Consider the following 25,683-nt stretch of genomic DNA (forward strand, 5'->3'; position numbering starts at 1 on the left):
TGCCAGTAGTCTCGGAGTCCGCGGCCACCGCCGGCCAGCTGCTGTTCGCACGAACCTCACTCTTCCCAGTGGACGAAAAGCCACTGAGCGCTCCGAAGGCTGCGACGACGGAGAAGGCGGCGACAAGCACCGAGCGAAGCAATTTGTTACGCATCTTCGGCTTCGTCCTCACTTGAAAGTCCCCTTTCCCCCCGTCAGGTACGACGATGGCTCATTCGGGCACGTCGTGGCCACACAATCGGTGCATCATGTTCCTGCATGTTCAGGACCCTGGGGGGTGGAGTTTTGGTAACAAGTCACTCAAATACGACACATCCCCACGCCTTGAACGAGTTGTGCACGGAGGGTAATCGCCTGTATGCGGCCGCACTCCGCGCGGGACGGATCGCTCGCGCGGACGCGGAACCGGCTCCCTGCCTGATGGATTCTGCCCTGCTGCACCCCGACCCCGACGATCCGAACTGGTTGCGTCCGGTGCCGCCGGCGATCGCACTGGCCCAGCGTCTCAATCCCATCGAGCGTGAGATCAGCGCACGCCGTCAGCTGGCCACCGACATCGCCGGCGCCTTCGAGCCCTTCCTGTCCATCGGCGGTCAGTCGGAGTCGGGCGGCGGTTCGATCACGGTGCTGGAGGGCGGCGAGCGCATCAACGCCGCGCTCAACCTGGCCACGGCCCAGTGCCATACGGAGATGCTCACCGTCCAGCCGAGCGACCGGATGCCCGAACGCAGCATGCTGCGCGGACTGGAACGCGACAAACCGCTCATAGAGCGGGGCGTACGGATCCGCACCCTGTATCAGCACACCGCCCGCTACAGCCAGGAGAAGCTGGCCTACGCGGCACAGCTCGCCGACGGCAAGGTGGAGTACCGCTCCATAGACGAGCTGGTGGAGCGCCTGATCATCTGTGACGAGACGGTCGCCTTCATCCCCATCCGGGACGACCAGCAGGTCGCTCTGGAACTGCGTCATCCGGGCCTGGTCCGCTACCTGGTCAAGGTGTTCGAGTTCATGTGGACCCGAGCGGTCCCGCTGAGCGCCGGCGCCCCCTACGAAACCGCTCCCGACGGCATCACCGACATCCAGCACTCCATCGCGAAGCTGCTCGTCGAGGGCCATGTCGACGAGGCCATCGCTCGCCGCCTGGGCATGAACGTCCGCACCTGCCGTGCCCACATCGCCAAGCTGGCCCAGGTGCTCGGCAGCGGCAGCCGCGCACAGCTCGGCTACCTGATCGCCCAGTCCGGGATCCTGGACCACAGGCTCCCCGAGGAGGGCGGTGTCGGGTGACATCGGCTCCGCACACCGAGCACGGCATCGAGAGCCTGTGCGCCGCGGGGACCGAGCTGTACGAACGGGCCCTGGGCAAGGGGCACATATCGGCCGGAGAGGCCGCCGAGGCACCCTGTCTCGTCGACCTCGGTCTCCTGCACCCGGCGCTGGACGGTCTCGGCCGACTGGAGCCCGTGGCGCCCGCCATCGCCCTGAACCGGCTGCTGCGCGCCACCCGCGCCGACATCGCGGACGCCCACCGCCGCGAGAACCTCCTGGTGGACACGTGGGAGCCACTGCTGCGGCTGGGCCTCCGCCCGATCGCGGACACGAGCACCGACATCCCGCTGCTGCTCCTGCACAGCGGCACCGCACGGATCAATGACGCCATCACCGCGGCACGCTCGCCCTCGAAGTCCGGCACCCCGCCTTGATCCGCTACCTCGTCACCACCTTCGACCGTCTCTGGCGCCTGGCCACCCCGATGTTCCCCAAGGCCGAGCAATGCCCCACCGTCAACGGCATCACCCCCCGCCAGCAAGCCATCGCCGCCCTCCTCGTAGAAGGCCACACCGACGCCGTCATCGCCGAGCGCCTCGGCATGAACATCCGCACCGCCCGCGACCACATCGCCAAGCTCGCCACCACTCTCGGCAGCGACAGCCGCGCCCAGCTCGGCTACCTCATCGGACGCTCGGGGATCCTTGATCAGGAAGGCTGATCACGGTCGGCGTCCCGCTCGCCTCGCCCGGCGGCCGGTCCAGCCCCACCTGCGCTATCCGCACGCCCAGTTGGGTACGGCTGGCCGCGCCCAGGGTCTCCGAGAGGCGGGCGATGTGGGCGCGGCAGGTACGGACGCTGATGCCCAGGCGCTCGGCGATCACCGCGTCCTGGTGCCCCTCCGCAAGGAGCGCAGCGATGGACTGCTCCCTGTGCGAGATGCCCTCGATACCGGTGTCGGGGAGCGGGGCGGTGAGGGGGATCGCGAGGCGCCACAGCCGTTCGAAGACGGTGACGAAGTACGCGACCAGGGCGGGGTGACGCAGCTCCAGGGCCATCGTGCGGTCGGCGTTCGCGGGAATGAACACCACCGTGCGGTCGAAGAGGATGAGGCGGTCGATGACCTCGTCGAGCGTCCGGGCCTCCACCGCGTCGCCCATCAGCTCCAGGTAGTTGAGCAGCCCCTGGCCGTGCCGGGCGACATGCGTGTACAGGTCCCGCATGCGCACGCCCCGGCCGCGCAGGGCGACCGCCCGGTGCAGTCCCTCGGTCAGCTCCGACTCACGGCGGATACCGCCCGGCTGCACGGTCAGCACCTCGCTGGTGCACGCCTCCGTCGCCTGGTCCATCGCCGCCTGGATCCGTGACAGCCCGTCCAGGACCCGGATCGCCGCCGTGCCCTCGGCGGAGGCCGACACGGCCTGCAGCTGCCGGCCCAGACCGGCGTACCACTCGAAGGCCTCGACCGCCGAGCCCACCCGCCGCTGGCTGTCGGTGACCTCGTCGTAGACCCCGCGCAGCAGCCGGGTCATGACCTCCTGCGGGGAGGTCGGCACCAGCCAGTCCATGTCGTCGGGGTCCGGGTGCAGCAGTGCCAGCTCCAGCAGACAGGGCACCGCGTCGGCGTCCGTGCGCGGTACCCGGCCCCGGCGCACGGCACGGGAATACACGCGATCCCCGGCGGCGCACAGTCGGTCGGCACCGTGTGGATGCTTCTCCGTCCCGTGCCCGGCCATCGCCCATTCCACCCCCGGTTTGCTGCCTCTTCCGCAGCGCAACTATGAGCGGTCCGTGCCGGGTCCGCAACACGGCTCTCCTCGCACCGGGCGTCGTAATCCACGCATACGCCCTGCTATCTCCCGGCCTCCGCAGCCCGCACTGCAACAAGATGACGGTGGTGGTGGAGGGGCCACCGGGGCATCGTGGAGATCGCTTCCCACGGGTGTTCGCCGGACACCCGGAGGGGCCCCGGTCCGCCCTCCCCCGATCGGTTCCGGGGCCCCCGCAACGCGCTCACGGGGATGGCGCGTTGCGAGGAGGGCCGCTCGCGGACACGTCACGCGGGGGACCTGGCGGATCCCCGAAATCCGCCGGTGATCACCGTGTTACGTGCCCGCTCTAACGTCCCTTCATGGCGGACATATTTGACGCGTACGCGTTGGCCGACGCGTGGGACGAGATGTTTGTGCGGCCGGGGGAGGTCAGGACCGCCTACGAGCCGGTACTGGCGGCACTCCAGCCGATCGAGCCCGGTGAACTGCGCTTCCGGGCCGACCAGATGGCCCGCGCCTTCACCGACCGCGGCGTGACCTACGCCTTCGCGGGCGAGGAACGGCCCTGGCCGCTGGACCTGGTGCCCAGGATCCTCGACGCCCTGGAGTGGGATCTCGTACGAAGAGGCGTGGCTCAGCGGGTCAGGGCCCTGGAGGCCTATCTCGCCGACGCCTACGGGCCCGCCCGGGCCTTCGAGGACGGGGTGGTGCCCTGGCGGCTGCTGCTGTCCTCGCCCCACTTCCACCGGGCGGCGCACGCGGTGGAACCGCCCGGCGGGGTACGCGTCCACGTGGCCGGAATCGACCTGGTGCGGGACGAGGCCGGGGAGTTCCGGGTGCTCGAGGACAACGTGCGGGTGCCGAGCGGGGTGTCGTACGTCATCGAGAACCGGCGGGCGATGACCCGGATCTTCCCCTCGCTCTTCGCCGAGCAGCATGTGCTGCCGGTGGACGGCTACGCCGGGCGGCTGCTCGCCGCGCTGCGCGCCGCCGCGCCCGGCGGAGCGGCGAGCGATCCCCGGGTCGTGGTGCTCACTCCGGGGCCCGGCAACGCGGCCTACTTCGAACACGCCCTGCTGGCCCGGCTGATGGGCGTGCAGCTGGTGGAGGGCCATGACCTGGTGTGCCGCAACAACCGGGTGTGGATGCGGACGACGCGCGGCGAGGTGCCCGTGCACGTCGTATACCGGCGCCTCGACGACGACTTCCTCGACCCGCTGCACTTCCGCCCCGACTCGGTGATCGGCTGCCCCGGCATCCTGAACGCCGCCATCGCCGGTCACGTCACACTCGCGAACGCCGTGGGCAACGGCATCGCGGACGACAAGCTCCTCTACACCTACGTCCCGGATCTCATCCGCTACTACCTCGGCGAGGAACCGATTCTCCCCAATGTGGAGTCCTACCGACCTGATGAACCCGGCCAGTTGGAGGCGGTCCTCGACCAGCTCGACCAGCTGGTCGTGAAGCCCGTCGACGGGGCCGGCGGACAGGGCATCGTGATCGGGCCGAAGGCCGACGCCGAGACCCTGGAACGCACTCGCAAAGCCGTTGTCGCCGATCCGCGCGGCTACATCGCGCAGCGTCCGGTCGCCCTCTCCACCTCTCCCACCCTCGCGGGTGAACGCATGGCACCCCGCCACATTGACCTGCGCCCGTTCGCCGTGAACGACGGCGACGACATCTGGGTGCTGCCCGGCGGACTGACCCGGGTCGCCCTCCAGGAGGGCAACCTGATCGTCAACTCCAGCCAGGGCGGCGGCTCCAAGGACACCTGGGTGCTCGCCGAGGGCCCCGCCGAGCGGCCCGCACCGGCCCCGGCCGGCGCCGTCCCGGAGATCGTCCCGCGCCTCCTGGGCCCCGACGGCACCCGTCCCGACGTACCGGAAGGAGCGCACCAGCAGTGAACGACGTGATCCTCTCCCGCATCGCCGAGGCACTGACCTGGACCGGACGGTACGTCGAGCGTGCCGACGCCACCGGCCGCATCCTCGACGCCTACCTGCACCGGATGCTGGAGGACCCCTGGCGCGACGAGGACACGGCCTGCCGGTCGCTGTACGCGATCCTCGGCGTCGACGCCGGCCCGGAGCCCGTGGACATGCAGCAGGTCCTCGACCAGCTCGCCTTCGACGCCCGCTCGACCGGGGCGATCGAGGGGGCGCTGGGCGCCGCCCGCCGGAACGCGCGCAGCGCCCGTGAGGCCGTCTCCTCCGAGATGTGGGAGTGCCTCAACTCCACCTGGCACGCCCTCGCCGGGCAGCGCCTGGCGGCCCGCCGCACCGGCCCCTACTCCTACCTGGAGCTGGTACGGCGCCGGGCCGCCCTCTTCTTCGGTCTCGCCGACTCCACCATGAGCCGCGACGACAGCTGGCGGTTCGTCGTCCTCGGCCGGAGCCTGGAGCGGGTGGACATGACCGTACGGCTGCTGTCGGTGCGCGTGCTGGACGCGGCGCACGCGCCGGACTGGCCGACGCTGCTCAGCGCGAGCGGCGCCGACGAGGCCTACGCGCGGGTGCACAGCGGGTTCGGGGACACCCCGAGAGTGGCCGGGTTCCTGCTGCTCGACCGGGACTTCCCGCGCTCCGTGCTGCACGCGCTGACCACGGCGGAGGAATGTCTGGCCGCGCTCGGCCGGCCGCGTCAGGATCCGGCGCGGTCGCCGGTCGGGCGGCTGCGGACCCGGCTGGAGTACCTGGACACGCACACCCTGGAGGACCAGCTGCCGGTGCTGCTGCGGGATCTGCAGCAGGCCTGCACGGCGTGCGCCGACGCGGTGGCAGAACGGTTCTTCCCGTACCAGGGGCCCGTCGAGTGGGCCCAGGAAGGAGCCTGAGATGGCTCGTCGCCTCCGGATCCGGCACGTCACCCGCGTCGCGTACGCCCGGCCCGCGGCCTCCTCGCACAACGAGGTCCGGATGACCCCGCTGACCCTGCCGGGGCAGACCACGCTGGACGCGCGGGTCACCGTCGCTCCGGCGACCGCCGTCTGGTCGTACTGGGACTACTGGGGGACCCAGGTCACCGGGTTCGACCTGCTGGAGCCGCACGAGGATCTGACCATCACGGCGTCGAGCCTGGTGGAGACCTCGGCGCCGGGGCCGTTGCCGCAGCCGCCGGCCTGGGCGGAGGTGGCCGAACGGGCGGGCGGGTCACGGCTGTTGGAGTTCGTGACCGGGACGTCACGGACGACGGTGCCGAAGAAGCTGGTGAAGAAGGCGCGGGAGGCCGCCGCCGGGCTGGGGCCGCACGAGGCCGCGGTGGCCGTCTCCGGGATGGTGGCCGACCGGGTCGCCTACCTCCCGGGCGCGACCAGTGTGAACACGTCACCGGCCGAGGCATGGGCCCAACGGGCGGGGGTGTGCCAGGACATCACGCATCTGACGATCGCCCTGCTGCGGGGGCTGGGGCTGCCCGCCCGGTACGTCTCGGGGTATCTGCACCCGGAGCGGGAGGCGGAGCTGCACCGCCCCGTCGCCGGGCAGAGCCATGCCTGGATCGAGTACTGGGCGGGTGACTGGTGCGGCTACGACCCGACGAACCGGGTGCGGGCCGACGAGTCGCATGTGGTGGTGGCCCGGGGACGGGACTACGACGACGTCACGCCCCACAAGGGGATCTACCGAGGGGTCCCCGGCGGGGCTCCGGAGGTGACGGTGGAGTTCACCAGGGTCGCGTGACCGAGGGGTCCCCGGCGGGGCTCCGGAGGTGACGGTGGAGTTCACCAGGGTCGCGTGACGGCCGTGGCCGTGGTGACGGCCCTGGCCGTGGTGAGGATCGTGGCCGTGGTGAGGATCGTGGCCGTGGTCTCGGTCCGCGGGCCAGCGGCGGCCGGACCCGCGGCTGCGGCGGGCCGGCGGCAGCGGTCGGGGGGCGGGGCCTACCTGAGGCCGGCCGCGTCGCAGGCCGACTTGTAGTCGGCGGTGCAGATCTGCGAGATCTTGTAGATGCCGTCCGCGACGACGGTGTCCTTGATCTTGCTCTTCGTCACGGCGCTGACCTGCACCAGCTGGGCCGGGATGTCCTTGTTGGACGGGCTGTCGACCTGGTCCTGGGTGAGCGCGTCGAACTGGATGTCCTTGCCCTGCACCTTGTAGACGGCCATCTCGGCGGCGGCCTCGGCCTCGGCCGGGTAGGGCTTGTAGACGGTCATGTACTGCTGGCCGGTGAGGATCCGCTGAATGGCGTCGAGGTCCGCGTCCTGGCCGGTGACCGGCGGGATGTCGGTGATGCCGGCCGCCTTGAGGGCCTTGATGATCTCGCCCGCCATCGCGTCGTTCGCGGAGTAGACGGCGGCGACGTTGTCCTTGCCGATCGCGTTGATCGCCTTGGTCGTCTCTTTCCCGGCGGTCGGCGGGTCCCAGTCCTTGGTGTCGAACATGGCGTCGGTCGGAATCGTCACCTTGCCGGTCAGCTCGGACAGGGCACCCGTCTTGAACTGCTTGGCGTTCGGGTCCGTCGGCGAGCCGTTGATCATGATGACCTTGTCGGAGGTGTCGACGTTCGACCCGATGCCCTCCAGGAGCGTACGGGCCTGCACCTCGCCGACCAGCTCGTTGTCGAAGGAGACGTAGGCGGCGATCGGGCCCTCGGCGAGGCGGTCGTAGGCGATGACCGGAATGCCCGCGTCCTTGGCCTTCTTCACCGTGCCGGCGATGGCGTGCGAGTCGACCGAGTCCAGGATGACCACGTCGACCTTGTCGTCGATCATCTTCTGCAGCTGCTTGGCCTGCGTGGGGGCGGACGACGCGGCGTTCTGGTAGTCGACCCGGCCCTGCTTGTTGGTGAGCTCGGCGATCTTCGACTTCATGATCGGGTAGTCGAAGTTGCTGTACCGGGTGTTGATCTTGTCCGGCATCAGCACACCCACCGTGATGTCGTTGCCCTTCGTCGGGGTCGCGGACGTCGACGATCCTGTCGCGTTGAGCATGCCGCAGCCGGCAAGCGGAAGGGTCATCGTGGACGCGGCCACAAACATGGCTATTCGACGCATACGGGGGCTCACTTCAGGTGCGTTCCGGACGTGGGGCTGCTTGCGACCCAGATGTCTCAAAAGCCAACGCGTACGCCACACCCGGCGTCAAGCGGAACCACTTAACGAGTGCGCAACACTACGCTCCGCTGTGTCTGTGAAGGGTATGCGGAATCATCTCCAAACACCCTTTACGGGCTCTCCATCCAAAGGGAGTTCACGAGCAGGCAAAGATCAGTACAACCAACTCCTTTCCTCATGAGTCGACATCGGGACGGCTCGGCCCGTCACACGGACACGACCAGAGGATCGAATGAACCCAGCCAGACGCACCGCGGCCGGCGCCGTGGTGCTCGCCACCGCCGGAACCCTGCTCGGCGGTGCCACGCAGTCCGCCTCGGCGGCCACGACAAGCTGCACCGCACCGGTCTACAAACGGCAGTTGTTCGCGAACACCACGTTCAAGGGCACCCCGAAGAAGACCGCCTGCGACTCCACGATCAGCGAGAGCTGGAGCGGCGCCCCCGCCTCCGGCCTGCCGAAGGACAACTTCGGCGTCCGCTGGAGCGTCACCCGCGACTTCGGCTCCGGCGGCCCCTTCGCCCTCGCCGCCTCCGGACTCGACGGCATCCGCGTCTACGTCGACGGCAGCCGCAAGGTCGACCTGTGGAAGAACACGTCCAAGACCGTCAGCAAGACCGTCAACGTGACCGTCCCCAAGGGCAGGCACACCCTGCGGATCGACTACGTCAACTGGACCGGCGCCGCCAAGGTCAAGTTCACGTACACGCCCCGCACTTCGGCGAGCATCGACAAGGTCAGGCCCCTCGCGCCGAGCGGGACCTCCCTCTCGTACGACACGGCCACCGGCAGGGCGAAGCTCACCTGGTCGAAGAACAGGGAACCGGACCTCGCCGGCTACCGGGTCTACCGGCGGCTCAAGGGCGGCTCCTTCGGCAGCAAGCCGCTGGCCACGACCGCCTCCGCCACGTACACCGACACCCCGCCGAAGACCGGCGCCACCTACTACTACGAGGTCCGCGCCCACGACAAGGCGGGCAACCAGTCCCCCGGCAGCGCCGACCTGGGCGTCACGACCCCCGACAAGACCCCGCCGGCCGCGCCGTTCGTCGAGATGGACGGGTGCCCGTCCGACCGGCCCTACGCGGCCCCGGAACTCGTCACGACCGCGGAGAACGCGGCGGACATCGCGTGGTACGAGATGCAGCGACGGAACCCCGTCACCGGCGCCTGGACCACCGTGTACACCGGCGCCAAGGGCGCGATCTGCGACACCGGTTACCCGGCCGACGGCAGCAAGGTGACCTACCGGGGCCGGGCCCGCGACGCCGCCGGGAACTGGTCCGTGTACTCGGCCGCCACCACGTTCACCACCAGCGACCTGACGCCTCCGGCGACCGCGGCCGACGCCCGGTCCGGGTACCGCTCGGGCGTGCCCCACCTGGTGTGGTCCCCGGTCGACGGCGCCGCCTCCTACCAGGTCCTCCAGTACGACCCGGCGACCGGCGGCTATGTCGACGCCCTGCCCGGCACCGGCACCGCCGTCCACACCACGAAGGACACCGACGTCGTCCCGCTCCAGCGACTCGCGGTCGCCGACAGCTACCGGTACGCGGTGCGCTCGGTGGACGCACAGGGCAACGCGGCCGCCCCGGTGGAGGTCACGCTGACGATGGCGGACCGCACCGAGGCCGTCCCCGCGTTCCGGACCACCGCGAACCGCTTCGACGAGGGCGTGATGGTCGAGTGGAGCAGCGCAGACCCGTGGACTTTCGGCGAGGACCGGCCGCTGCTCACCTACCGGATCGTCCGCACCGACAAGGCGACCGGTGTCAGCAGCACCGTGACCGGGTGCAAGCCGAACAACTCGCAGGACCTGCCGCCGGCGGATCCCGAGACGTACTGGACCTGGACCGGCGACGACGCCCCCGCGTACGCCGGGGACCGGCAGATCAACGGCGTCTGCTGGGACGTCTCCGGCGCCTCCGAGACGACGTACGACTACACGGTCGTGACGATCGACCCGTACGGCCACGAGTCGCGGCCCGGTCCGGCCGCCACGGCGACCACGCCGGACACCGTGCGCCCCGCTCCGGTGGAGAACCTGACGGCCGAACCCGTCCCCCTGGGCGTCCGCCTGACCTGGACACCGCCCGCCGACGACGACGTCACCGAGTACTACGTGTGGCAGGGCATGACCGACCCGGACACCGGCGAGACGGTCTGGAAGAAGAACTGCTGGACCTCTAACTCCGCAGCCACCGGGATCCTCTGCCCGACCGTCCCCGACGGCGCCACCCACGTCTACCGCGTGGCCGCCGCGGACGGTTTCCACCTGTACGAGAACGAGGGCCCCGACTTCTTCCACACCACCACCGTCTCCGTCACCCTGCCCGACACCCGGCCGCCCGGCTGGACGAAGACCGAGATCCGTGCGGACCGTTACCCGGAGCTGTACGTGAACTGCTCCGCGAGCTCCGGCCTCGGCGACTGCTCCCGGTTCGCCGCCTACCGCGTGGAGCGCTGGGACCCGGCCGCGGCCGCCTACGTCACCCTGTCCGAGGGCCCTACGGGCAACACCGCGTACTACATGGACACCACGGTGTCCGGGGACTCGCTGGGCCTCTACTACTACCGCGTCGTCCGCCTGGACGCCTCGGGCGCCGAGGCGTCGGTCACCTCCACGGCCTACGGCATCTGGGACTACTGACCACATGACGAAAGGGGCCCGGAGGACATGTCCTCCGGGCCCCTTCGCGCAGCTACCGCTAGTCCTTGGCCTTCTTCGGCCGCCACACCACCAGCGCGCTGGTCTGCTGGACCTCCTGGTACGGGACCAGGTCACGGCGGTACGAGGCGTGCACCGCCGCTTCGCGCTGCCGCATCGCGGCCGCCGCGCCGTCCAGGGCCGCTTCCATCTCGGCCACGCGGGCCTGGAGCGCGGCGACCTGGTTCTCCAGTTCGATGATGCGCTTGATGCCGGCCAGGTTGATGCCCTCGTCCTGCGACAACGCCTGTACCTGGCGGAGCAGTTCGATGTCGCGGGCCGAGTAGCGCCGGCCCCGCCCGGCCGTGCGGTCCGGGGAGACCAGGCCCAGGCGGTCGTACTGGCGCAGCGTCTGCGGGTGCAGTCCGGAGAGCTGGGCCGCCACCGAGATGACGTAGACCGGAGTCTCCTCGGTCAGTTCGTACGGACCTCGGAAATTGTCACTGCGTCGACGGCCGTCCATCTCTGTCATGCTCCCTTCGCGGCCTCGAACAGCTCGGCGCGCGGGTCCTCGCCCGCGGTCGCCTCGCGATACGCCTCCAGCGCGTCACGAGCATTCCCCGACAGGTCCTTCGGGACACTCACCTCGACGGTGACCAGAAGGTCGCCACGGGTGCCGTCCTTGCGGACCGCGCCCTTGCCACGGGCGCGCATGGTGCGGCCGTTGGGCGTGCCCGGGGGCAGCTTCAGGGTGACCGGCGGTCCGCCCAGGGTGGGCACCCTGACCTCGCCGCCGAGCGCCGCCTCGGTGAAGGTCACCGGGACGGTCACCGTGAGGTTGTCGTCCTTGCGGCCGAACACCGGGTGGGTGTCGACGTGGACCATGACGTACAGGTCGCCCGCCGGACCGCCGCGCTCGCCCGGTGCGCCCTTGCCGCGCAGCCGGATCCGCTGGCCGTCGGTCACCCCGGCGGGGATGCGGACCTGCATGGTCCGGGACGACTTGGCGCGGCCGCTGCCCTTGCAGTCGAGGCAGGGGTGCTCCGCGATCAGGCCGCGGCCCTTGCAGTCCGGGCAGGGGTCGGTGAGCGAGAAGCCGCCTCCGGATCCTCGCGCCACCTGGCCGGTGCCGACACAGGTCGGGCACACGCGCGGTGTGCCGTTCTTGTCGCCGGTGCCCGAACAGGCCTTGCAGGGGGCCTGCGAGGACATCCGCAGCGGGACCGTGGCGCCCTCGATGGCCTCCGTGAAGCTGAGCGTGACCTCGGACTCGATGTCCTGGCCGCGCCGGGGCTGGGTGCGCGTGCCCGCGCCGCCGCCCCGGTTGAACAAGCCCCCGAGGACGTCGCCGAAACCGCCGCCGAAGCCGCCCCCGCCCTGTTGCTGCGGGTTGCCCCCGAAGAGATCGCCCAGGTCGAAGTTGAAGTTGCCGCCGCCCGCGCCCGGCCCGGGGCGGAAGCCGCCGTTGCCGAAGAGGGCGCGTGCCTCGTCGTACTCCTTGCGCTTCTTGGGGTCGCCGAGCACGTCGTTCGCCTCGGAGATCTCCTTGAAGCGCTCCTCGGCCTTGGCGTTGCCCTTGTTGGCGTCCGGGTGGAACTCGCGGGCGAGCTTCCGGTACGCCTTCTTGATCTCGGCCTCGGTGGCGTCCTTGGGGACGCCGAGGACCTTGTAGTAGTCCTTCTCGATGAAGTCCTTGGTGCTCATCCCCGACGCCCCTCCTTCCGCTCGGTCCTTATTACGTCAGCCCTCCTCAGGGCCGTTGTCCTTCTCGTCGCCGGCCGCGGGGGCCTCGTCGGTCCCCTCGGCCTTCGCCGGCGTCGCTCCCGGCTGCGGTTCGGCGACCGCCACCCGCGCGGGGCGGATGGTGCGCTCGCCGATGCGATACCCGGGCTGAAGAATCGCCACGCACGTCGTCTCGGTGACGTCCGGCGCGTAGCTGTGCATCAGCGCCTCGTGGATCGTCGGGTCGAAGGGCTCGCCCTCCTTGCCGAACTGCTGGAGTCCCATCTTCGCCGCGACCGTTTCGAGCGACTCGGCCACCGACTTGAAACCGCCGACCAGTTCGCCGTGTTCCCGCGCGCGGCCGATGTCGTCGAGCACCGGCAGGAGTTCGGTCAGGAGGTTCGCGATGGCGATCTCCCGGACCGTGATCCGGTCGCGCTCCACTCGGCGGCGGTAGTTCTGGTACTCGGCCTGGAGGCGCTGGAGGTCCGCGGTGCGCTCGCCGAGCGCGGTGCGCACCTGGTCCAGCTGTGCCGTCAGGCCGGCCACTTCTGCTGCGTTTGCGTCCCCGGCCGGGGCCGCCCCCTGTGCGGGAGCGGCCTTCGGCTCGGCGTCGTCGGAGGTGGCGCCGGAGGGGACGTCGGGCTTCTCCTCGAAGCCCGGGGTCTCCTCCGTCACGCGGCACCGTCCTTGCGCTCGTCGTCGACGATCTCGGCGTCCACCACGTCGTCGGCGGCGTCACTCTCACCGGCACCGGCAGCGGCACCGCCGGCGGCCTGGGAGGCCTGGGCGTCGGCGTACATGGCCTGGCCCAGCTTCTGGGAGACGGCCGCGACCTTCTCGGTGGCGGTGCGGATCTCGGCGGTGTCCTCGCCCTTGAGCGTCTCCTTCAGCTCGGCGATGGACTCCTCGACCTCGGTCTTGATCTCGCCCGGGACCTTGTCCTCGTTGTCCTTGAGGAACTTCTCGGTCTGGTAGACGAGCTGCTCGCCCTGGTTGCGGGTCTCGGCGGCCTCGCGGCGGCGGTGGTCCTCCTCCGCGTACTGCTCGGCCTCCTGGCGCATCCGGTCGACCTCGTCCTTCGGCAGCGAGGAGCCGCCGGTGACGGTCATCTTCTGCTCCTTGCCCGTGCCCAGGTCCTTCGCGGTCACGTGCATGATGCCGTTGGCGTCGATGTCGAAGGCGACCTCGATCTGCGGGACACCGCGCGGGGCCGGCGGCAGACCGGTCAGCTCGAACATGCCGAGCTTCTTGTTGTACGCCGCGATCTCGCGCTCGCCCTGGTAGACCTGGATCTGGACGGAGGGCTGGTTGTCCTCGGCGGTGGTGAAGATCTCGGACCGCTTGGTCGGGATCGTCGTGTTCCGCTCGATGAGCTTGGTCATGATGCCGCCCTTGGTCTCGATGCCGAGGGACAGCGGGGTCACGTCGAGGAGCAGGACGTCCTTGACCTCACCCTTGAGGACACCGGCCTGGAGGGCGGCGCCGATGGCGACGACCTCGTCCGGGTTGACGCCCTTGTTGGCGTCCTTGCCGCCGGTCAGCTCCTTGACGAGCTCGGCGACGGCGGGCATACGGGTGGAGCCGCCGACGAGGACGACGTGGTCGATCTCGCCGAGCTGGATGCCGGCGTCCTTGATGACGTTGTGGAACGGCGTCTTGCAGCGCTCCAGGAGGTCCGCGGTCAGCTGCTGGAACTGGGCCCGGGTGAGCTTCTCGTCCAGGTGCAGGGGGCCCTCGGCGGACGCCGTGATGTAGGGCAGGTTGATCGAGGTCTCGGTGGACGAGGACAGCTCGATCTTGGCCTTCTCGGCGGCCTCGCGGAGGCGCTGGAGGGCCATCTTGTCCTTGCCGAGGTCCACGCCGTGGCCGGCCGCGAACTGCTTGACCAGGTAGTCGACGACGCGCTGGTCCCAGTCGTCACCACCGAGGTGGTTGTCGCCGTTGGTGGCCTTCACCTCGACGACGCCGTCACCGATCTCCAGGAGGGACACGTCGAAGGTGCCGCCACCGAGGTCGAAGACGAGGATCGTCTGGTCGTCCTTGTCGAGGCCGTAGGCGAGCGCGGCCGCGGTGGGCTCGTTGACGATGCGCAGGACGTTCAGGCCCGCGATCTCGCCGGCCTCCTTCGTCGCCTGGCGCTCGGAGTCGTTGAAGTAGGCCGGGACGGTGATGACCGCGTCGGTCACCTTCTCGCCCAGGTAGGCCTCCGCGTCTCGCTTCAGCTTCTGCAGGATGAACGCGGAGATCTGCTGGGGGTTGAAGTCCTTCCCGTCCAGCTGGATCTTCCAGTCGGTGCCCATGTGACGCTTCACGGACCGGATGGTGCGGTCCACGTTGGTGACCGCCTGGCGCTTGGCGACCTCGCCGACCAGCACCTCGCCGTTCTTCGCGAAGGCGACGACGGACGGCGTGGTCCGGGCACCCTCGGCGTTGGTGATGACGGTGGGCTCGCCGCCTTCAAGAACGCTGACGACAGAGTTAGTCGTGCCCAGGTCGATGCCGACCGCACGTGCCATGGTGATTTCCTCCAGCTGACTTGAGTGGAACGGACTCAAGTGTGCATCAAGCCTGGCCATGGGTCAACAGACCTGAGTCGTGAAGACTCAACTCTTATCCGTTCCTTACACGCAAGTGCCCGCTGACCTGCGAGGATTCCAGGCGCCGGGGTCCATAAACCGACACCCGAAGGAGTAGCAGCACGACGCTGACGGTGACGCAGGCGACGCATGTGGCGCCCGTCCGCCCGATCCAGCCGCCGTGCACGAGCACCCCGACGAGCACCCCCGCGAAGGATCCGGCCCCCAGGACGACGGTCGCGCCCGGCGGGGTGAGCCCGAGCCGCCGCAGCCGGTGCGCGAGATGGTCGGGCCCCTGCCGCAGCACCGGCCGCCCGGCCAGCAGCCTCGACAGTACGACGAGCAGCACGTCGGCGCTCGCGACGGCGGTGAGCGCGAACAGCACACCCGCGCTGGCGAACGGGTCGTGCCCGGTTCGGGTGATCAGCGCGGCCGCGGCCAGCACGAACCCCGCGAACAGCGCGCCGGTGGCGCCCAGCGCGATCCGCGCGGGATGCCAGTTGTGCATCAGGAACCCGGTGAGCGCGGCCGCGAGCACGCTCAGCAGCACGGCCAGCCCGTCCATGACCTCGGCGGTGGCACAGGCCCCCACCCCGAAGGCGGTGATCACTCCCACGGTCCCGGCCAGCCCGTCCGCGTGGTCCAGCCCCTTGAAGGCGACGGCGACGAAGGCGATCCATCCGACCCCGAGCAGCCCCTCGGCCACACCGAACTCCCCGTACGGCACCACACACGCGGCCGCCGCCGCCGTACCGATCAGCAGGAACCGGGTCTTCAGCCGCCACACGTCGGCGACCAGCCCGAGCAGCGCCACGGCTCCCCCGGCGATCAGCAGCTCCCCGACCCCGGTACCGAGCGGGGCGACCCCGGTCCACTCGCCGGCGCCGGCGACCAGACAGGTGGCACCCACGACGGCGAACCCGCCCAGCACCGGGACGGGCCGCGTCCGCCGGCGGTCGACGAGCCCCAGCCGCAGCGCGAGCGGCCGGATCAGCGCGGCGAGGACGGCGGCGAGCAGCAGGGCGGTGGTGGCGGCGGCGATCCCGTAGAGCACAGGTCTAAATTAGACCTGAATGTAACAATTCCGTACGAGTAACACGAATAACACGATCACTTTGCCACCGCAAGGCAGCGGCAGGTCAGGCACACCTCAGCGATTCAGATCACCCCGTACCTGACTACAGTGCGAGTAAAGATGCGGGTAGTCTCAGACCGACTGCATAAGTTACCGCTTAGTAATTTCGGGAACCCTCGTGTAGAGACCCGAAGAGACCCCTCGCAGGCCCGAGGAGCCCCCATGCAACTCGCCGCGATCATCGTGTCGCTGGTTCTGATCGTGGTCGGCGTGGCGTTGTTCGCCCGCGCCGTCCTGCAGATCTACACCTTCATGCGGCTCGGCCAGAACGTGCCCGCCGGCACCCGGACCGACGAGCCCGTGCAGCGGACCGTCACGGTGGTCAGGGAGTTCCTCGGCCACACCCGGATGAACCGGTGGGGCATCGTCGGCGTGGCGCACTGGTTCGTCGCGGTCGGCTTCTTCTCGCTGCTGCTGACGATCGTCAACGCCATCGGCCAGCTGTTCCAGGCCGACTGGCTGCTGCCGGTCATCGGCGAGTGGCCGCCGTACAACGTCTTCGTCGAGTTCATCGGCACCATGACGGTCCTCGGCATCCTGGTGCTGATCGTCATCCGCCAGCTGAGCAAGCCGAACCGGCCGGGCCGCAAGTCCCGCTTCGCCGGCTCCAACTTCGGCCAGGCGTACTTCGTGGAGACGGTCATCCTGATCGTCGGCGTCTGCATCTTCATGCTGCACGCCCTGGAGGGCGCCCAGCACCACGTGGACTCCTACGAGGCCTCCTTCTTCATCTCCTACCCGGTGGTCTCCTGGCTGCGGGGCATGGACGTCTCCACGCTCCAGAACCTCACCTACTTCTTCGCCGGCCTGAAGATCGCGACCTCCTTCATCTGGATGATCGTGGTCGCCCTCAAGACCGACATGGGTGTGGCCTGGCACCGCTTCCTGGCCTTCCCGAACATCTGGTTCAAGCGCAACGCCACCGGTGAGACCTCCCTGGGCGCCCTGCTGCCGATGACCTCCGGCGGCAAGCCGATCGACTTCACCGACCCCGGTGACGACGACGTCTTTGGCGTCTCCCAGGTCGAGCAGTTCTCCTGGAAGGGCCTGCTGGACTTCTCCACCTGCACCGAGTGCGGCCGCTGCCAGTCGCAGTGCCCGGCCTGGAACACCGGCAAGCCGCTCTCCCCCAAGCTGCTGATCATGTCGCTGCGGGACCACGCCCACGCCAAGGCGCCCTACCTGCTCGCGGGCGGCGGCAAGACCATGGAGGGCGAGGAGAAGGCGAGCGAGGAGCAGCTGGCCGGTGTGCCCGCCGCCGCCCTCGCCGAGGCCGAACGCCCGCTGATCGGCACCGCGGAAGAGAACGGCGTCATCGACCCGGACGTCCTGTGGTCCTGCACCACCTGCGGCGCCTGTGTCGAGCAGTGCCCGGTGGACATCGAGCACGTCGACCACATCGTCGACATGCGCCGCTACCAGGTGATGATCGAGAGCGCCTTCCCCTCCGAGGCGGGCACGATGCTCAAGAACCTGGAGAAGAAGGGCAACCCCTGGGGCCTGGCCAAGAAGCAGCGCCTGGAGTGGCTCAAGGAGGTCGACTTCGAGGTCCCGGTCGTCGGCAAGGACATCGAGGACCTCACCGAGGTCGAGTACCTCTACTGGGTCGGCTGCGCCGGTTCCCTCGAGGACCGCGCCAAGAAGACCACCAAGGCCTTCGCCGAGCTGCTGCACATCGCGGGCGTCAAGTTCGCGATCATGGGCGGCGACGAGAAGTGCACCGGCGACTCCGCCCGCCGCCTGGGCAACGAGCCCCTGTTCCAGGAGCTCGGCATGGAGAACGTCATGGCGCTGAACACGGCGTTCGGCGAGGAGCTGGACGACGACGGCAAGGTGACCGAGGAGTCCCGCAAGCCCAGGTCGGCCAAGAAGATCGTCGCCACCTGCCCGCACTGCCTCAACACCATCGGCAACGAGTACCCGCAGCTCGGCGGTGACTACGAGGTCATCCACCACACCCAGCTGCTCCAGCACCTGGTGGACGAGGGCAAGCTGGTCCCGGTCACCCCGGTCGAGGGCATCATCACCTACCACGACCCCTGCTACCTGGGCCGCCACAACAAGATCTACACGCCGCCGCGCGAGATCATCGCCAACGTCCCGGGCCTGCGCAACGAGGAGATGCACCGCCACAAGGAGCGCGGCTTCTGCTGCGGCGCCGGCGGCGCCCGGATGTGGATGGAAGAGCGCATCGGCAAGCGCATCAACAACGAGCGCGTCGACGAGGCCCTGTCGGTCAACCCCGACATCGTCTCGACGGCCTGCCCCTTCTGCCTGGTGATGCTCACCGACTCGGTCAACGGCAAGAAGAACGACGGCAAGGCCAAGGAGTCCATCCAGGTGGTGGACGTGGCCCAGCTGCTCCTCGACTCCGTGCGGACCCCGGTCGACCCGGCCGGCGAGGCGGAGCAGGAGAGCGCGCCGGAGCCGGAGCCGGTGAAGTAACCCGCGCACAGCGGAACGCCCCCCGACCCACTGCGGGTCGGGGGGCGTTGTGGTGTGGTCCGCCTCGTATCAGGCGCGCGGGCGCTCGAAGGTCAGCAGCAGGCCCTCGACGGCTCCGGGACCTATCCGGCCCTTGACGTCGGCGGAGGTGATGGCCTTGAGGCCCCAGCCGTCCTCGGCGTGCTTGTTGAGGACCTTCTCCAGCTTGTCGCTGTCCAGCGCGTCGCCGATCAGCGACTCCCGGAAGGTGACGACCTTGTACTCGTACGCGTAGGCACTGCTCATGACTGCGGGATCCTCCTGCGGCGGGGCCGGGTCGGGACGGGGTTGCCGGAGCCAGACAATCACCCCGGGGCGCCGCCGCACACCGCGGGACCGGAATTACGGGGCGCCGGTCGCGTCAGAGGTCGCGTCAGACCGTGGTGGTGGCGGTGGCGGCCGGTGGCGTTGACGGTCGCACCCGCACCCGCATCGACCGCTCCCGGGTTATGCGCCGGCAGTGGTGCGGAACGGAGTCCCGCGGCAACAGGATCAAGGCAGCCGCGTACCGCGCCCGTGAGAAGACCGCTCCATCGCCTGGCCGCTGACGCGGAGGTACTCGATGCCGGTGTCCAGCGCCGCCTTGAGGTGGGTGGAGTCACCGGTGGACATCATGATCGAGACACCGCCCTGGATGCCCGCGAGCAGTGCGGTGGACGTCCGGTCGACGTCGAGGTCCGGTGACACCAGACCGTTCGTCTGGAGCGCGCGCATGCCGCGGGCGAGCTGCCCCCGCCACTGCCGCATCAGCTCCGCGACGATCGCCCGTGCGCCGGGGCTGGACCGCCCGACCTGGAGGAACAGGGAGCCCAGGGGGCACCGGTCGCCCTGGAGTTCATAGCGTTCCACCACCACGTCCCGCCACTGCCGCCAGGACTCCCAGGAGTCCAGCCGCCCCAGGTGCGGCTGCTGGTCCGCCAGCACGCGGTCCGCCTCGAACCGGGCCACCGCGAGCAGCAGGGCGTCCTTGCCGTCGGGGAAGTAGTGGAAGAGCTGGCTCTTGCTGGTGCCGGTGCGGCCGCGGATGTCGTCGAGCGTGGTGGCGGCGACACCCTGCGCGCGCAGTACCTCGGCGGCACCCTCGACGATCCGGGCCCGGGTGGCGCGCCCCTTCGCGGTCAGCGTTTGCGACATCCGGCTCCTCCCTCCGAACTCCGGTGGCGTGAGTCGCCCCGACGGTCGACTTTCTGGACTTGCCGGTCCATTTTATGCGACGCACAGTGGACCGCACACCGCCCGTCGCGGGACAACGGACTTAGGGAGACTGCGTCATGAGTGAACGGCTGCGGAACAAGACGGCCCTGGTCACGGGGTCGACCAGCAACATCGGGCAGGCGATCGCCGAGGCCTTCGCCGCCGAGGGGGCGCATGTCATCGTGTCCGGGCGCAATGCGGAACGGGGCGCACAGGTCGTGGCGGGGATCCGCGCGTCCGGCGGCCGGGCCGACTTCGTGGCGGCGGACCTCGACGGCAGCCCGGAGGCTTCCCAGGACCTGGCCGCCCGCGCCCGGGAGACCCTGGGCGGGCGCATCGACATCCTGGTGAACAACGCCGGCATCTATCCGTCCGCGAGCACCGCCGGCACCGACGAGAAGACGTTCGACGAGGTCTACGGGGTGAACGTGAAGGCGCCGTTCTTCCTCACCGCCGCCGTCGCCCCGGCGATGGCCGAGGCGGGCGGCGGGGCGATCATCAACCTCGGCTCGTGGATCGCCCGGCTCGCCGTCCCCGTCGGCGCGCTCTACAGCTCCACCAAGGGGGCGATCGAGACCCTCACCCGGGCCTGGGCGGCGGAGTTCGGCCCCCAGGGCGTGCGGGTCAACGCCCTTTCGCCCGGCGTGATCCTGCCCCCGACCCCGGCGGGCGTGGAGCCCCACCCGGGCGAGGTCATGATGAAGGGCACCCCGGCCGGCCGGGTCGGCACCCCGGACGCCGTCGCCCAGGCCGCGGTCTGGCTGGCCGGCGACGAGGCGTCCTTCGTGCACGGGACCGTGGTGGACGTCGACGGGGGCAGGACCGGGGTCGCCGTCATCGCCGCGTAGCGCGGCCGCTCGGTTGACGGACCGGCAGCCGTGCCACCCCGTCGCGAGCGTCGCGCGGGCGCCGAAGGCGCCCTTGCCGGTGCTGGTGCTGGTGCTGGCGCCCCGGTAGAGGTACACCGCACCTGTGGCGGCGGCCGGGCCGGGGCAGGGGGCGAAGGCGCGGCACCAACCGAGAGCGCGGGCCGGGCAGGGGGCGAAGGCGCCGCACCGGCCGAGAGCGCGGGCCGGGCAGGGGGCGAAGGCGCGGCACCAACCGAGAGCGCGGGCCGGGCAGGGGGCGAAGGCGCCGCACCGGCCGAGGGTGAACCCCGCACCCTGCTTGCGGACTTCCACGGCTCCGGCTCCGCCGAAGTGCGCCGCGACGACCGATTCGCGGGTGCGGCGGGCCGTTCGCTACCTCAGGCCGATCGCCGCGCAGTCCGCCGCGTACTTCGGCGTGCAGATCTGGTCGACGGAGTAGACGCCGTCCGCGACCACCGTGTCCTTGATGTTGTCCCTCGTGAGGGAGACCACCGGCACGAGCGTCGCGGGGATCTTCCGCCGGGTCGGGCTGTCGACCGTGTCGCGGGTCAGCGCGTCGTACTGGATGTCCTTGCCCTGCACCTTGTACACCGCCATCTGGGCGGCCTGGGTGGCCTCGTCCAGGAACGACTTGTAGACGGTCATGTACTGCTCGCCCGAGACGACCCGCTGCACCGCGTCCAGGTTCGCGTCCTGCCCGGTCACCGGCGGGATCGTGGTGGCCCCCGCCTCCTTCATCGCGCCGATGACGGCGCCGGCCATGCCGTCGTTGGCGGAGTAGACGGCGGCGATGTTCTTCAGGCCGACGGCCTGGATCGCCTTCTTCATGTTCGCCTCGGCGACCGCCGGCGACCACTTGTCGGTGTCGTACGACTTCGCGATCCGGACCTTGTTCTGGAACTCGCCGAGGGCACCCTCCTTGAAGCTGGCGGTGTTCGGGTCCGCGGGGTCGCCGTTCATCATGACGATCTCGCTGGTCGCCGCCTTGTCGCCGAGCGCCTCCATGATGGCGCGGCCCTGCACCTCGCCGACGAGTTCGTTGTCGTGGGAGACGTACGCGTCGATCGGTCCCTGGGCGAGGCGGTCGTAGGCGATGACGGGGATGCCGGCGTCCTTGGCCTTCCGGACGTCCGGTGCGATGGCCTTGGCGTCGACCGAGTCCACCAGGATGATGTCGACCTTCTGGTCCACCATCCGCCGGAACTGCCGGCTCTGGGTGGCCGGGCTCGCCTCGGCGTTGGCGTAGACGACCTTGCCCTTGCCGTGGGTGAGGGAGGCGACCTCCTTCCTGAAGATGGGGTGGTCGAAGGTCTCGAACCGGGTCGTGTCCTTGTCGGGCAGGAGCAGTCCCACCGTGATGTCGTCGCCCTTCGTCGCGGACGGGGAGCCACCGCTCCCGCCGATGCTGTCGACGACACCGCACGCGGTGAGCGTGAGAGCGGACGTGGCGGCGGCCAGGGCCAGGGCGATACGGGACACGGGGGTGCCGCAGAGGACAGGAGCGCTCACATCAGGCGCCTTCCGAGTGGGGGGAGCATCATGCGCAACCGATGACGTGGAGGAAGCAAACGCGGAGCGGCCGGGCACGTCAAGACGTAAGGACAACAAGGCTGTTGGGGTGAGCGGGGCGCAACGCGGCGGGACGGGGCGGCGGGATGGCGGTTGCCGCTGGTCAGGCGGTTGCCGCTGAAGGTGCGGGGTGAGCCTCCGGGTTGCTGGATTTCGGCGGGGCCGGGCCGGGGGACCGGTCGAAGCCGCGAGAGCCCCCGGTCACTTCGCGAGCGCTATCGCCATGACGGTGTTCTCGGCCGCACTCCGATGTCGCCGTTGCCCATTGTCGCCGTGCGCTCCGGTGCGGTTGTGGTGCACTGGCAAGGACACGGCGAAGGCATGGCGGAGGCACGGCGAAGACATAGCGAAGGCACGGCAAGAGGTGTCGCGAGGGGGTGCGATCATGGCGTTGGCCTTGTTCTGCGGAGACATCGCGTTCGACGTCGCGCTGCGCGTCGCCCGTTTTCCCGAACCGGACGAGAAGACGCACGCGTTCGAGAACCTGGTCGGTGCCGGCGGAGTCGTCGCCAACTCGGCGGTCGCCTGTGTCCGGCAGGGCGTCGGCGCGGCTCTGCTCGCCGTCGTCGGGGACGACGTGTTCGGTGCCTACGCCACCAGCCACCTCGCGGCGCGCGGCGTCGGGGTCACCGGCGTCACCACGACACCGGGCAGGACGGCGGTGTCGGTGTGCACCCTGGCCGAGGACGGGGAGAAGCGGCTCGTCTACACCTCGTCGGTCTCGCAGTATCCGCCGCCGGAACGGCTGCGCGAGGCCGATCTGGACGGCGTGGACTGGATCCACACCTCGTGCCTGCACCCCGGGGCCGCCGCGGTCCTCGCGGAGCGGGCGCGGGCCGCCGGCATCCCCCTCTCCGTCGACCTGGAGCCCCCTGCGCTCGGCCACGGCGTGGCGGCGCTCGCGCCGGCCCTGTACGGGGCGGAGGTGGTCTTCCTCAACGACCGGGCCGCGGCCGAGGTCGGCGACGTCCGCGGTTTCTCCGCCCGGCACCGGCTCGGGTCGGTCGTGCGCACCCAGGGGCCGCGTGGGGCGGTCCTGACGGACGGGTCCGGGGAGGTCGCCGTCACGCCGCCGCCCGCCGCCCGGATCGTCGACACCACCGGAGCGGGCGACTGCCTGGCCGGGGTCTACATAGCCCGCACCCTGTCCGGCCAGGATCCGCACACGGCGTTACGGGCGGCGGTGGCCTCGGCGACGTACGCCTGCGGCCACCTCGGAGCCCAGGGGGGCTACCCGGACCGGAAGACGACGGACGGGCTCCTGCGCTGAGGCCCTGGCCGGTGGCCGGGAGCAGCCGTCACGGCGGCAACAGTGTTGGGCACTCCATTGACGGCAGCAGGAAATCAGCCCTGCATTCCTGGACGCCGGGGCGGCCTACGTGCCGTACCGGCCCGCCCGGTTGACGGTCGGCGGTCACCGTCCCGGGTGTGAGGGCGGCGCCAGGGCCTGGAGCGCGGACAGCGCGCCGTTCGTGATCGGGGACGGCGGTGCCGACTCGGGCGGGACCGTACGGAAGGCGCTCGGGGGCATGCCGTAGACCGCGCGGAACCGGCGCGAGAAGTGGTAGGCGTCGGCGAAGCCGCACTGGACCGCTATGGCGCGCAGGGAGAGGTTGCTGAGCCACAGCAGCGGCTCGGCCCGTGCGAGGCGCAGCCGTTCCAGGGCTTCCACGGGGCTGACGCCTAGCCGCCGTCGGCAGAGCCGGCACAGCGTGCTCTGCGAGACCCCGGCCGCCCGTGCCAGCCGCTGAAGGGCGAGCGGCCGGGCGACGCCGTCCGACCAGTGGGCGCTGACCTCGGCCATCATGGCGACCAGCGGTTCCGGGAGCGTGCCCGCGCCGGTCTCGGGGCCGGGGCCGTGCACGAAGGTGAGGAGCAGCAGCCGCAACGTCTCCTCGGCGTGCCGCTCCCAGGCCGGCGGGCGGCTCGCGCCGAGCGTCAGGAGGTACTGGCAGAGCGCGGCCATCGGATCGCCGCGCCCCGTCAGGTCCCGGACGACCGGCCAGCCGCTGTCGTCGGGGAGGTCCGTGCCCCGCCCGGCGGCGGGCAGCAGGAAGTGCGTGTAGCCGTGCCGGGTGGGCCGGCCCGGGTCCCAGTGGAAGGTGTCGCGCATTCCGGGGCGTACGAGCAGCAGCGCGCTCGGCGTCAGGGGCACGGTCAGACCGCCGCAGACCCAGCGGGCACTGCCGTGCAGCAGCCAGACGAACTCGTAGGATCCCGCGTCCCGGGGGCCGAAGACCGAGCCGGGCGGGTAGTCGGCGACGGCGGGGCCGAGCCGGGCGACGAGCGTGGGGGCGAGGGGCGGGCCGTACCCGGCGCGTTCCGTCGTCGCCTCACCGAGCGCGGCCTCCGTCATGGCCTCACCGGTCGCAGCCCCCGGACCGGTCGCGGCGTACCCGGGGTGTACGGATGTCGGTGGTGCCCTTGTAGGCGTACGGGTCTCGGCCCGCGACCAGCACGATGTCCCTGAAGTCGGCCTGGGCCATGGGCACTTCGGACCCGGGGGGCGCCCAGGGGAGCAGGGACGAGGCGCTCATGTAGTGGTTGACCAGGGCCCGCCGGAAGCCTCGCCGGCTCGTGTTGGGCAGCGACTTGTGCAGCAGGTAGCCGTTGAAGAGCAGCACCGATCCGGCGGCGATCTCGACGGGTACGGCGTCCGTCTCGTCGTAGGGGAAGCCGTAAGACTGGACCGTGCAGTCGTAACGGGCGTCGTCGTGCTCGCGGTTGGGGTAGATGACGCCGGGCCGGTGCGAGCCCGGCAGGACCCAGAGGCAGCCGTTGTCGACGGTGGCGTCGTCCAGGGCGAGCCAGGCGGCGGTCAGAGACCGGTCCCGGGTGGGGATGAACATCTCGTCCTGGTGCCACGCCTGGCCCGGCCTGCCCTCGGACTTGACGAACAGCATCGACTGCATCGACTTGATGTCGGGTCCGATCACCTCGGTCAGCGGCCCGACGACGGCGGGATGGCGCATGGTGTCGAGCATGAGCGCCGACAGCTTGTGCGGATAGTGCACGCACAGAAACCGGCGCACGGTGTCGTCGTCGCTCTCGCCCGCCACCGGCGCCGGCGCCCCCTCGACGGCGCCCCGTTCGCCACGGCAGATCCGCAGGGTCTCCGCGCGCAGCTCCGCCACCTCCGCCGCCGTCAGGGCGCCCGGCAGCACGGCATAACCGTCCCGGTCGAAGCGGGCGGCGAGATCGTTTTCCACAGCGGCGCGGACGGTCATCGGACTCCCTTTCCTGCCGGGACGTCGGCGCGACTTCCCGCCGGACCTCGGCACAACGGAAAAACGGTCGTGTTCCCGATGTTCCTGAACGCCGCGTCCGGCTGCCATGGCTCGCCCGTGCAGGGGGATGGCGAATCCTGTCACGCGGCATGATCGAAGT

At 70.3% G+C, this 25,683-nt stretch carries 20 protein-coding genes and 2 pseudogenes; 10 read left to right on the forward strand and 12 right to left on the reverse strand.

Annotated features, from left to right (window positions below):
- Positions 1-258: 258 nt before the first annotated feature.
- Both AB0D59_RS36320 and AB0D59_RS36325 read left to right on the forward strand, forming a co-directional pair.
- Positions 259-1,290: a helix-turn-helix transcriptional regulator gene (locus AB0D59_RS36320; protein WP_362574799.1), complete on the forward strand. Its 1,032-nt coding sequence runs from the start codon at positions 259-261 to the stop codon at positions 1,288-1,290.
- A pseudogene (locus tag AB0D59_RS36325) lies at positions 1,287-1,993 on the forward strand (helix-turn-helix transcriptional regulator). The gene AB0D59_RS36320 and the pseudogene AB0D59_RS36325 overlap by 4 nt, the downstream one beginning before the upstream one ends.
- Here the strand turns inward: AB0D59_RS36325 and AB0D59_RS36330 are convergent.
- Positions 1,956-3,008, reverse strand: coding sequence for a helix-turn-helix transcriptional regulator (locus AB0D59_RS36330; protein WP_362574801.1), 1,053 nt, complete (start codon positions 3,006-3,008; stop codon positions 1,956-1,958). The pseudogene AB0D59_RS36325 and the gene AB0D59_RS36330 overlap by 38 nt on opposite strands.
- A gap of 395 nt (positions 3,009-3,403) precedes the next feature.
- Between AB0D59_RS36330 and AB0D59_RS36335 the strand changes: the two genes are divergently transcribed.
- The 3 genes from AB0D59_RS36335 to AB0D59_RS36345 are packed head-to-tail and all read left to right on the forward strand — an operon-like array spanning position 3,404 to position 6,724.
- Positions 3,404-4,951 (forward strand): circularly permuted type 2 ATP-grasp protein, encoded by a 1,548-nt coding sequence (locus AB0D59_RS36335; RefSeq protein WP_362574803.1) that lies wholly within the window; start codon positions 3,404-3,406, stop codon positions 4,949-4,951.
- A complete protein-coding gene (locus tag AB0D59_RS36340; RefSeq protein WP_362574805.1) occupies positions 4,948-5,880 on the forward strand; it encodes an alpha-E domain-containing protein in 933 nt (310 codons plus the stop codon). Before AB0D59_RS36335 ends, AB0D59_RS36340 begins: the two co-directional genes overlap by 4 nt.
- A 1-nt stretch (position 5,881) precedes the next feature.
- Positions 5,882-6,724: a transglutaminase family protein gene (locus AB0D59_RS36345; protein WP_362574807.1), complete on the forward strand. Its 843-nt coding sequence runs from the start codon at positions 5,882-5,884 to the stop codon at positions 6,722-6,724.
- Positions 6,725-6,924: 200 nt separating this feature from the next.
- On the opposite strand, the gene AB0D59_RS36350 is transcribed toward AB0D59_RS36345, so the two are convergent.
- Entirely contained in the window at positions 6,925-8,037 is a 1,113-nt protein-coding gene (locus AB0D59_RS36350) for a substrate-binding domain-containing protein (RefSeq protein WP_362574809.1), read from the reverse strand.
- Positions 8,038-8,329: 292 nt separating this feature from the next.
- Here AB0D59_RS36350 and AB0D59_RS36355 point away from each other — a divergent pair, with 292 nt between their 5' ends.
- Positions 8,330-10,747 carry a PA14 domain-containing protein gene (locus tag AB0D59_RS36355; RefSeq protein ID WP_362574811.1) on the forward strand — a complete coding sequence of 806 codons (2,418 nt, stop codon included), beginning with the start codon at positions 8,330-8,332 and terminating at the stop codon, positions 10,745-10,747.
- A gap of 58 nt (positions 10,748-10,805) precedes the next feature.
- Here AB0D59_RS36355 and AB0D59_RS36360 read toward each other — a convergent pair whose 3' ends face one another.
- The 5 genes from AB0D59_RS36360 to AB0D59_RS36380 form a co-directional block, all read right to left on the reverse strand.
- Entirely contained in the window at positions 10,806-11,267 is a 462-nt protein-coding gene (locus AB0D59_RS36360; protein ID WP_362574813.1) for a helix-turn-helix domain-containing protein, read from the reverse strand.
- A gap of 5 nt (positions 11,268-11,272) precedes the next feature.
- A complete protein-coding gene (gene dnaJ / locus AB0D59_RS36365; protein WP_362574815.1) occupies positions 11,273-12,448 on the reverse strand; it encodes a molecular chaperone DnaJ in 1,176 nt (391 codons plus the stop codon).
- Positions 12,449-12,484: 36 nt separating this feature from the next.
- On the reverse strand, positions 12,485-13,144 hold the full coding sequence (gene grpE, locus AB0D59_RS36370) for a nucleotide exchange factor GrpE (RefSeq protein ID WP_362574817.1): 660 nt from the start codon (positions 13,142-13,144) through the stop codon (positions 12,485-12,487).
- Complete coding sequence (gene dnaK, locus AB0D59_RS36375) at positions 13,141-14,985, reverse strand: molecular chaperone DnaK (protein ID WP_362574819.1); 1,845 nt, start codon at positions 14,983-14,985, stop codon at positions 13,141-13,143. The genes grpE and dnaK overlap by 4 nt, the downstream gene beginning before the upstream one ends.
- A 94-nt stretch (positions 14,986-15,079) precedes the next feature.
- Positions 15,080-16,099 carry an MraY family glycosyltransferase gene (locus AB0D59_RS36380; protein WP_362574821.1) on the reverse strand — a complete coding sequence of 340 codons (1,020 nt, stop codon included), beginning with the start codon at positions 16,097-16,099 and terminating at the stop codon, positions 15,080-15,082.
- Positions 16,100-16,342: 243 nt separating this feature from the next.
- Here AB0D59_RS36380 and AB0D59_RS36385 point away from each other — a divergent pair, with 243 nt between their 5' ends.
- Positions 16,343-18,625, forward strand: a complete 2,283-nt coding sequence (locus AB0D59_RS36385) for a (Fe-S)-binding protein (RefSeq protein WP_362574823.1) — start codon at positions 16,343-16,345, stop codon at positions 18,623-18,625.
- 69 nt (positions 18,626-18,694) lie between these two features.
- Here the strand turns inward: AB0D59_RS36385 and AB0D59_RS36390 are convergent, their stop codons facing one another.
- Complete coding sequence (locus AB0D59_RS36390; protein WP_351740622.1) at positions 18,695-18,910, reverse strand: DUF4177 domain-containing protein; 216 nt, start codon at positions 18,908-18,910, stop codon at positions 18,695-18,697.
- A 173-nt stretch (positions 18,911-19,083) separates the two neighbouring features.
- On the opposite strand from AB0D59_RS36390, the pseudogene AB0D59_RS36395 reads away from it, so the two are divergent.
- Positions 19,084-19,212, forward strand: a pseudogene (locus AB0D59_RS36395) (CGNR zinc finger domain-containing protein); the annotation flags it as partial.
- Here AB0D59_RS36395 and AB0D59_RS36400 read toward each other — a convergent pair.
- Positions 19,157-19,798 (reverse strand): TetR/AcrR family transcriptional regulator, encoded by a 642-nt coding sequence (locus tag AB0D59_RS36400; protein WP_362574825.1) that lies wholly within the window; start codon positions 19,796-19,798, stop codon positions 19,157-19,159. The pseudogene AB0D59_RS36395 and the gene AB0D59_RS36400 sit on opposite strands and share 56 nt — an antisense overlap.
- A gap of 137 nt (positions 19,799-19,935) precedes the next feature.
- Here AB0D59_RS36400 and AB0D59_RS36405 point away from each other — a divergent pair, with 137 nt between their 5' ends.
- Positions 19,936-20,706 (forward strand): SDR family oxidoreductase, encoded by a 771-nt coding sequence (locus AB0D59_RS36405; protein WP_362574827.1) that lies wholly within the window; start codon positions 19,936-19,938, stop codon positions 20,704-20,706.
- Between the two features lie 393 nt (positions 20,707-21,099).
- Here the strand turns inward: AB0D59_RS36405 and AB0D59_RS36410 are convergent, their stop codons facing one another.
- Complete coding sequence (locus AB0D59_RS36410) at positions 21,100-22,206, reverse strand: substrate-binding domain-containing protein (protein ID WP_362574889.1); 1,107 nt, start codon at positions 22,204-22,206, stop codon at positions 21,100-21,102.
- Between the two features lie 475 nt (positions 22,207-22,681).
- On the opposite strand from AB0D59_RS36410, the gene AB0D59_RS36415 reads away from it, so the two are divergent.
- On the forward strand, positions 22,682-23,566 hold the full coding sequence (locus AB0D59_RS36415; RefSeq protein ID WP_362574829.1) for a carbohydrate kinase family protein: 885 nt from the start codon (positions 22,682-22,684) through the stop codon (positions 23,564-23,566).
- Positions 23,567-23,710: 144 nt separating this feature from the next.
- Here AB0D59_RS36415 and AB0D59_RS36420 read toward each other — a convergent pair whose 3' ends face one another.
- Complete coding sequence (locus tag AB0D59_RS36420) at positions 23,711-24,652, reverse strand: AraC family transcriptional regulator (protein WP_362574831.1); 942 nt, start codon at positions 24,650-24,652, stop codon at positions 23,711-23,713.
- A gap of 4 nt (positions 24,653-24,656) precedes the next feature.
- Positions 24,657-25,523: a phytanoyl-CoA dioxygenase family protein gene (locus AB0D59_RS36425; RefSeq protein ID WP_362574833.1), complete on the reverse strand. Its 867-nt coding sequence runs from the start codon at positions 25,521-25,523 to the stop codon at positions 24,657-24,659.
- Positions 25,524-25,683 lie beyond the last annotated feature (160 nt).

Source organism: Streptomyces sp. NPDC048417 (assembly GCF_040651615.1).
GTDB lineage: Bacteria > Actinomycetota > Actinomycetes > Streptomycetales > Streptomycetaceae > Streptomyces.

What these genes read in the sequence shown, in the direction of transcription:
- AB0D59_RS36320 (WP_362574799.1), top strand. Translation starts at nt 259, where the DNA reads ATGTTCAGGACCCTGGGGGGTGGAGTTTTGGTAACAAGTCACTCAAAT.
- AB0D59_RS36330 (WP_362574801.1), bottom strand. Translation starts at nt 3,008, where the DNA reads ATGGCCGGGCACGGGACGGAGAAGCATCCACACGGTGCCGACCGACTG.
- AB0D59_RS36335 (WP_362574803.1), top strand. Translation starts at nt 3,404, where the DNA reads ATGGCGGACATATTTGACGCGTACGCGTTGGCCGACGCGTGGGACGAG.
- AB0D59_RS36345 (WP_362574807.1), top strand. Translation starts at nt 5,882, where the DNA reads ATGGCTCGTCGCCTCCGGATCCGGCACGTCACCCGCGTCGCGTACGCC.
- AB0D59_RS36350 (WP_362574809.1), bottom strand. Translation starts at nt 8,037, where the DNA reads ATGCGTCGAATAGCCATGTTTGTGGCCGCGTCCACGATGACCCTTCCG.
- AB0D59_RS36355 (WP_362574811.1), top strand. Translation starts at nt 8,330, where the DNA reads ATGAACCCAGCCAGACGCACCGCGGCCGGCGCCGTGGTGCTCGCCACC.
- AB0D59_RS36360 (WP_362574813.1), bottom strand. Translation starts at nt 11,267, where the DNA reads ATGGACGGCCGTCGACGCAGTGACAATTTCCGAGGTCCGTACGAACTG.
- dnaJ (WP_362574815.1), bottom strand. Translation starts at nt 12,448, where the DNA reads ATGAGCACCAAGGACTTCATCGAGAAGGACTACTACAAGGTCCTCGGC.
- dnaK (WP_362574819.1), bottom strand. Translation starts at nt 14,985, where the DNA reads ATGGCACGTGCGGTCGGCATCGACCTGGGCACGACTAACTCTGTCGTC.
- AB0D59_RS36385 (WP_362574823.1), top strand. Translation starts at nt 16,343, where the DNA reads ATGCAACTCGCCGCGATCATCGTGTCGCTGGTTCTGATCGTGGTCGGC.
- AB0D59_RS36390 (WP_351740622.1), bottom strand. Translation starts at nt 18,910, where the DNA reads ATGAGCAGTGCCTACGCGTACGAGTACAAGGTCGTCACCTTCCGGGAG.
- AB0D59_RS36400 (WP_362574825.1), bottom strand. Translation starts at nt 19,798, where the DNA reads ATGTCGCAAACGCTGACCGCGAAGGGGCGCGCCACCCGGGCCCGGATC.
- AB0D59_RS36405 (WP_362574827.1), top strand. Translation starts at nt 19,936, where the DNA reads ATGAGTGAACGGCTGCGGAACAAGACGGCCCTGGTCACGGGGTCGACC.
- AB0D59_RS36415 (WP_362574829.1), top strand. Translation starts at nt 22,682, where the DNA reads ATGGCGTTGGCCTTGTTCTGCGGAGACATCGCGTTCGACGTCGCGCTG.
- AB0D59_RS36420 (WP_362574831.1), bottom strand. Translation starts at nt 24,652, where the DNA reads ATGACGGAGGCCGCGCTCGGTGAGGCGACGACGGAACGCGCCGGGTAC.
- AB0D59_RS36425 (WP_362574833.1), bottom strand. Translation starts at nt 25,523, where the DNA reads ATGACCGTCCGCGCCGCTGTGGAAAACGATCTCGCCGCCCGCTTCGAC.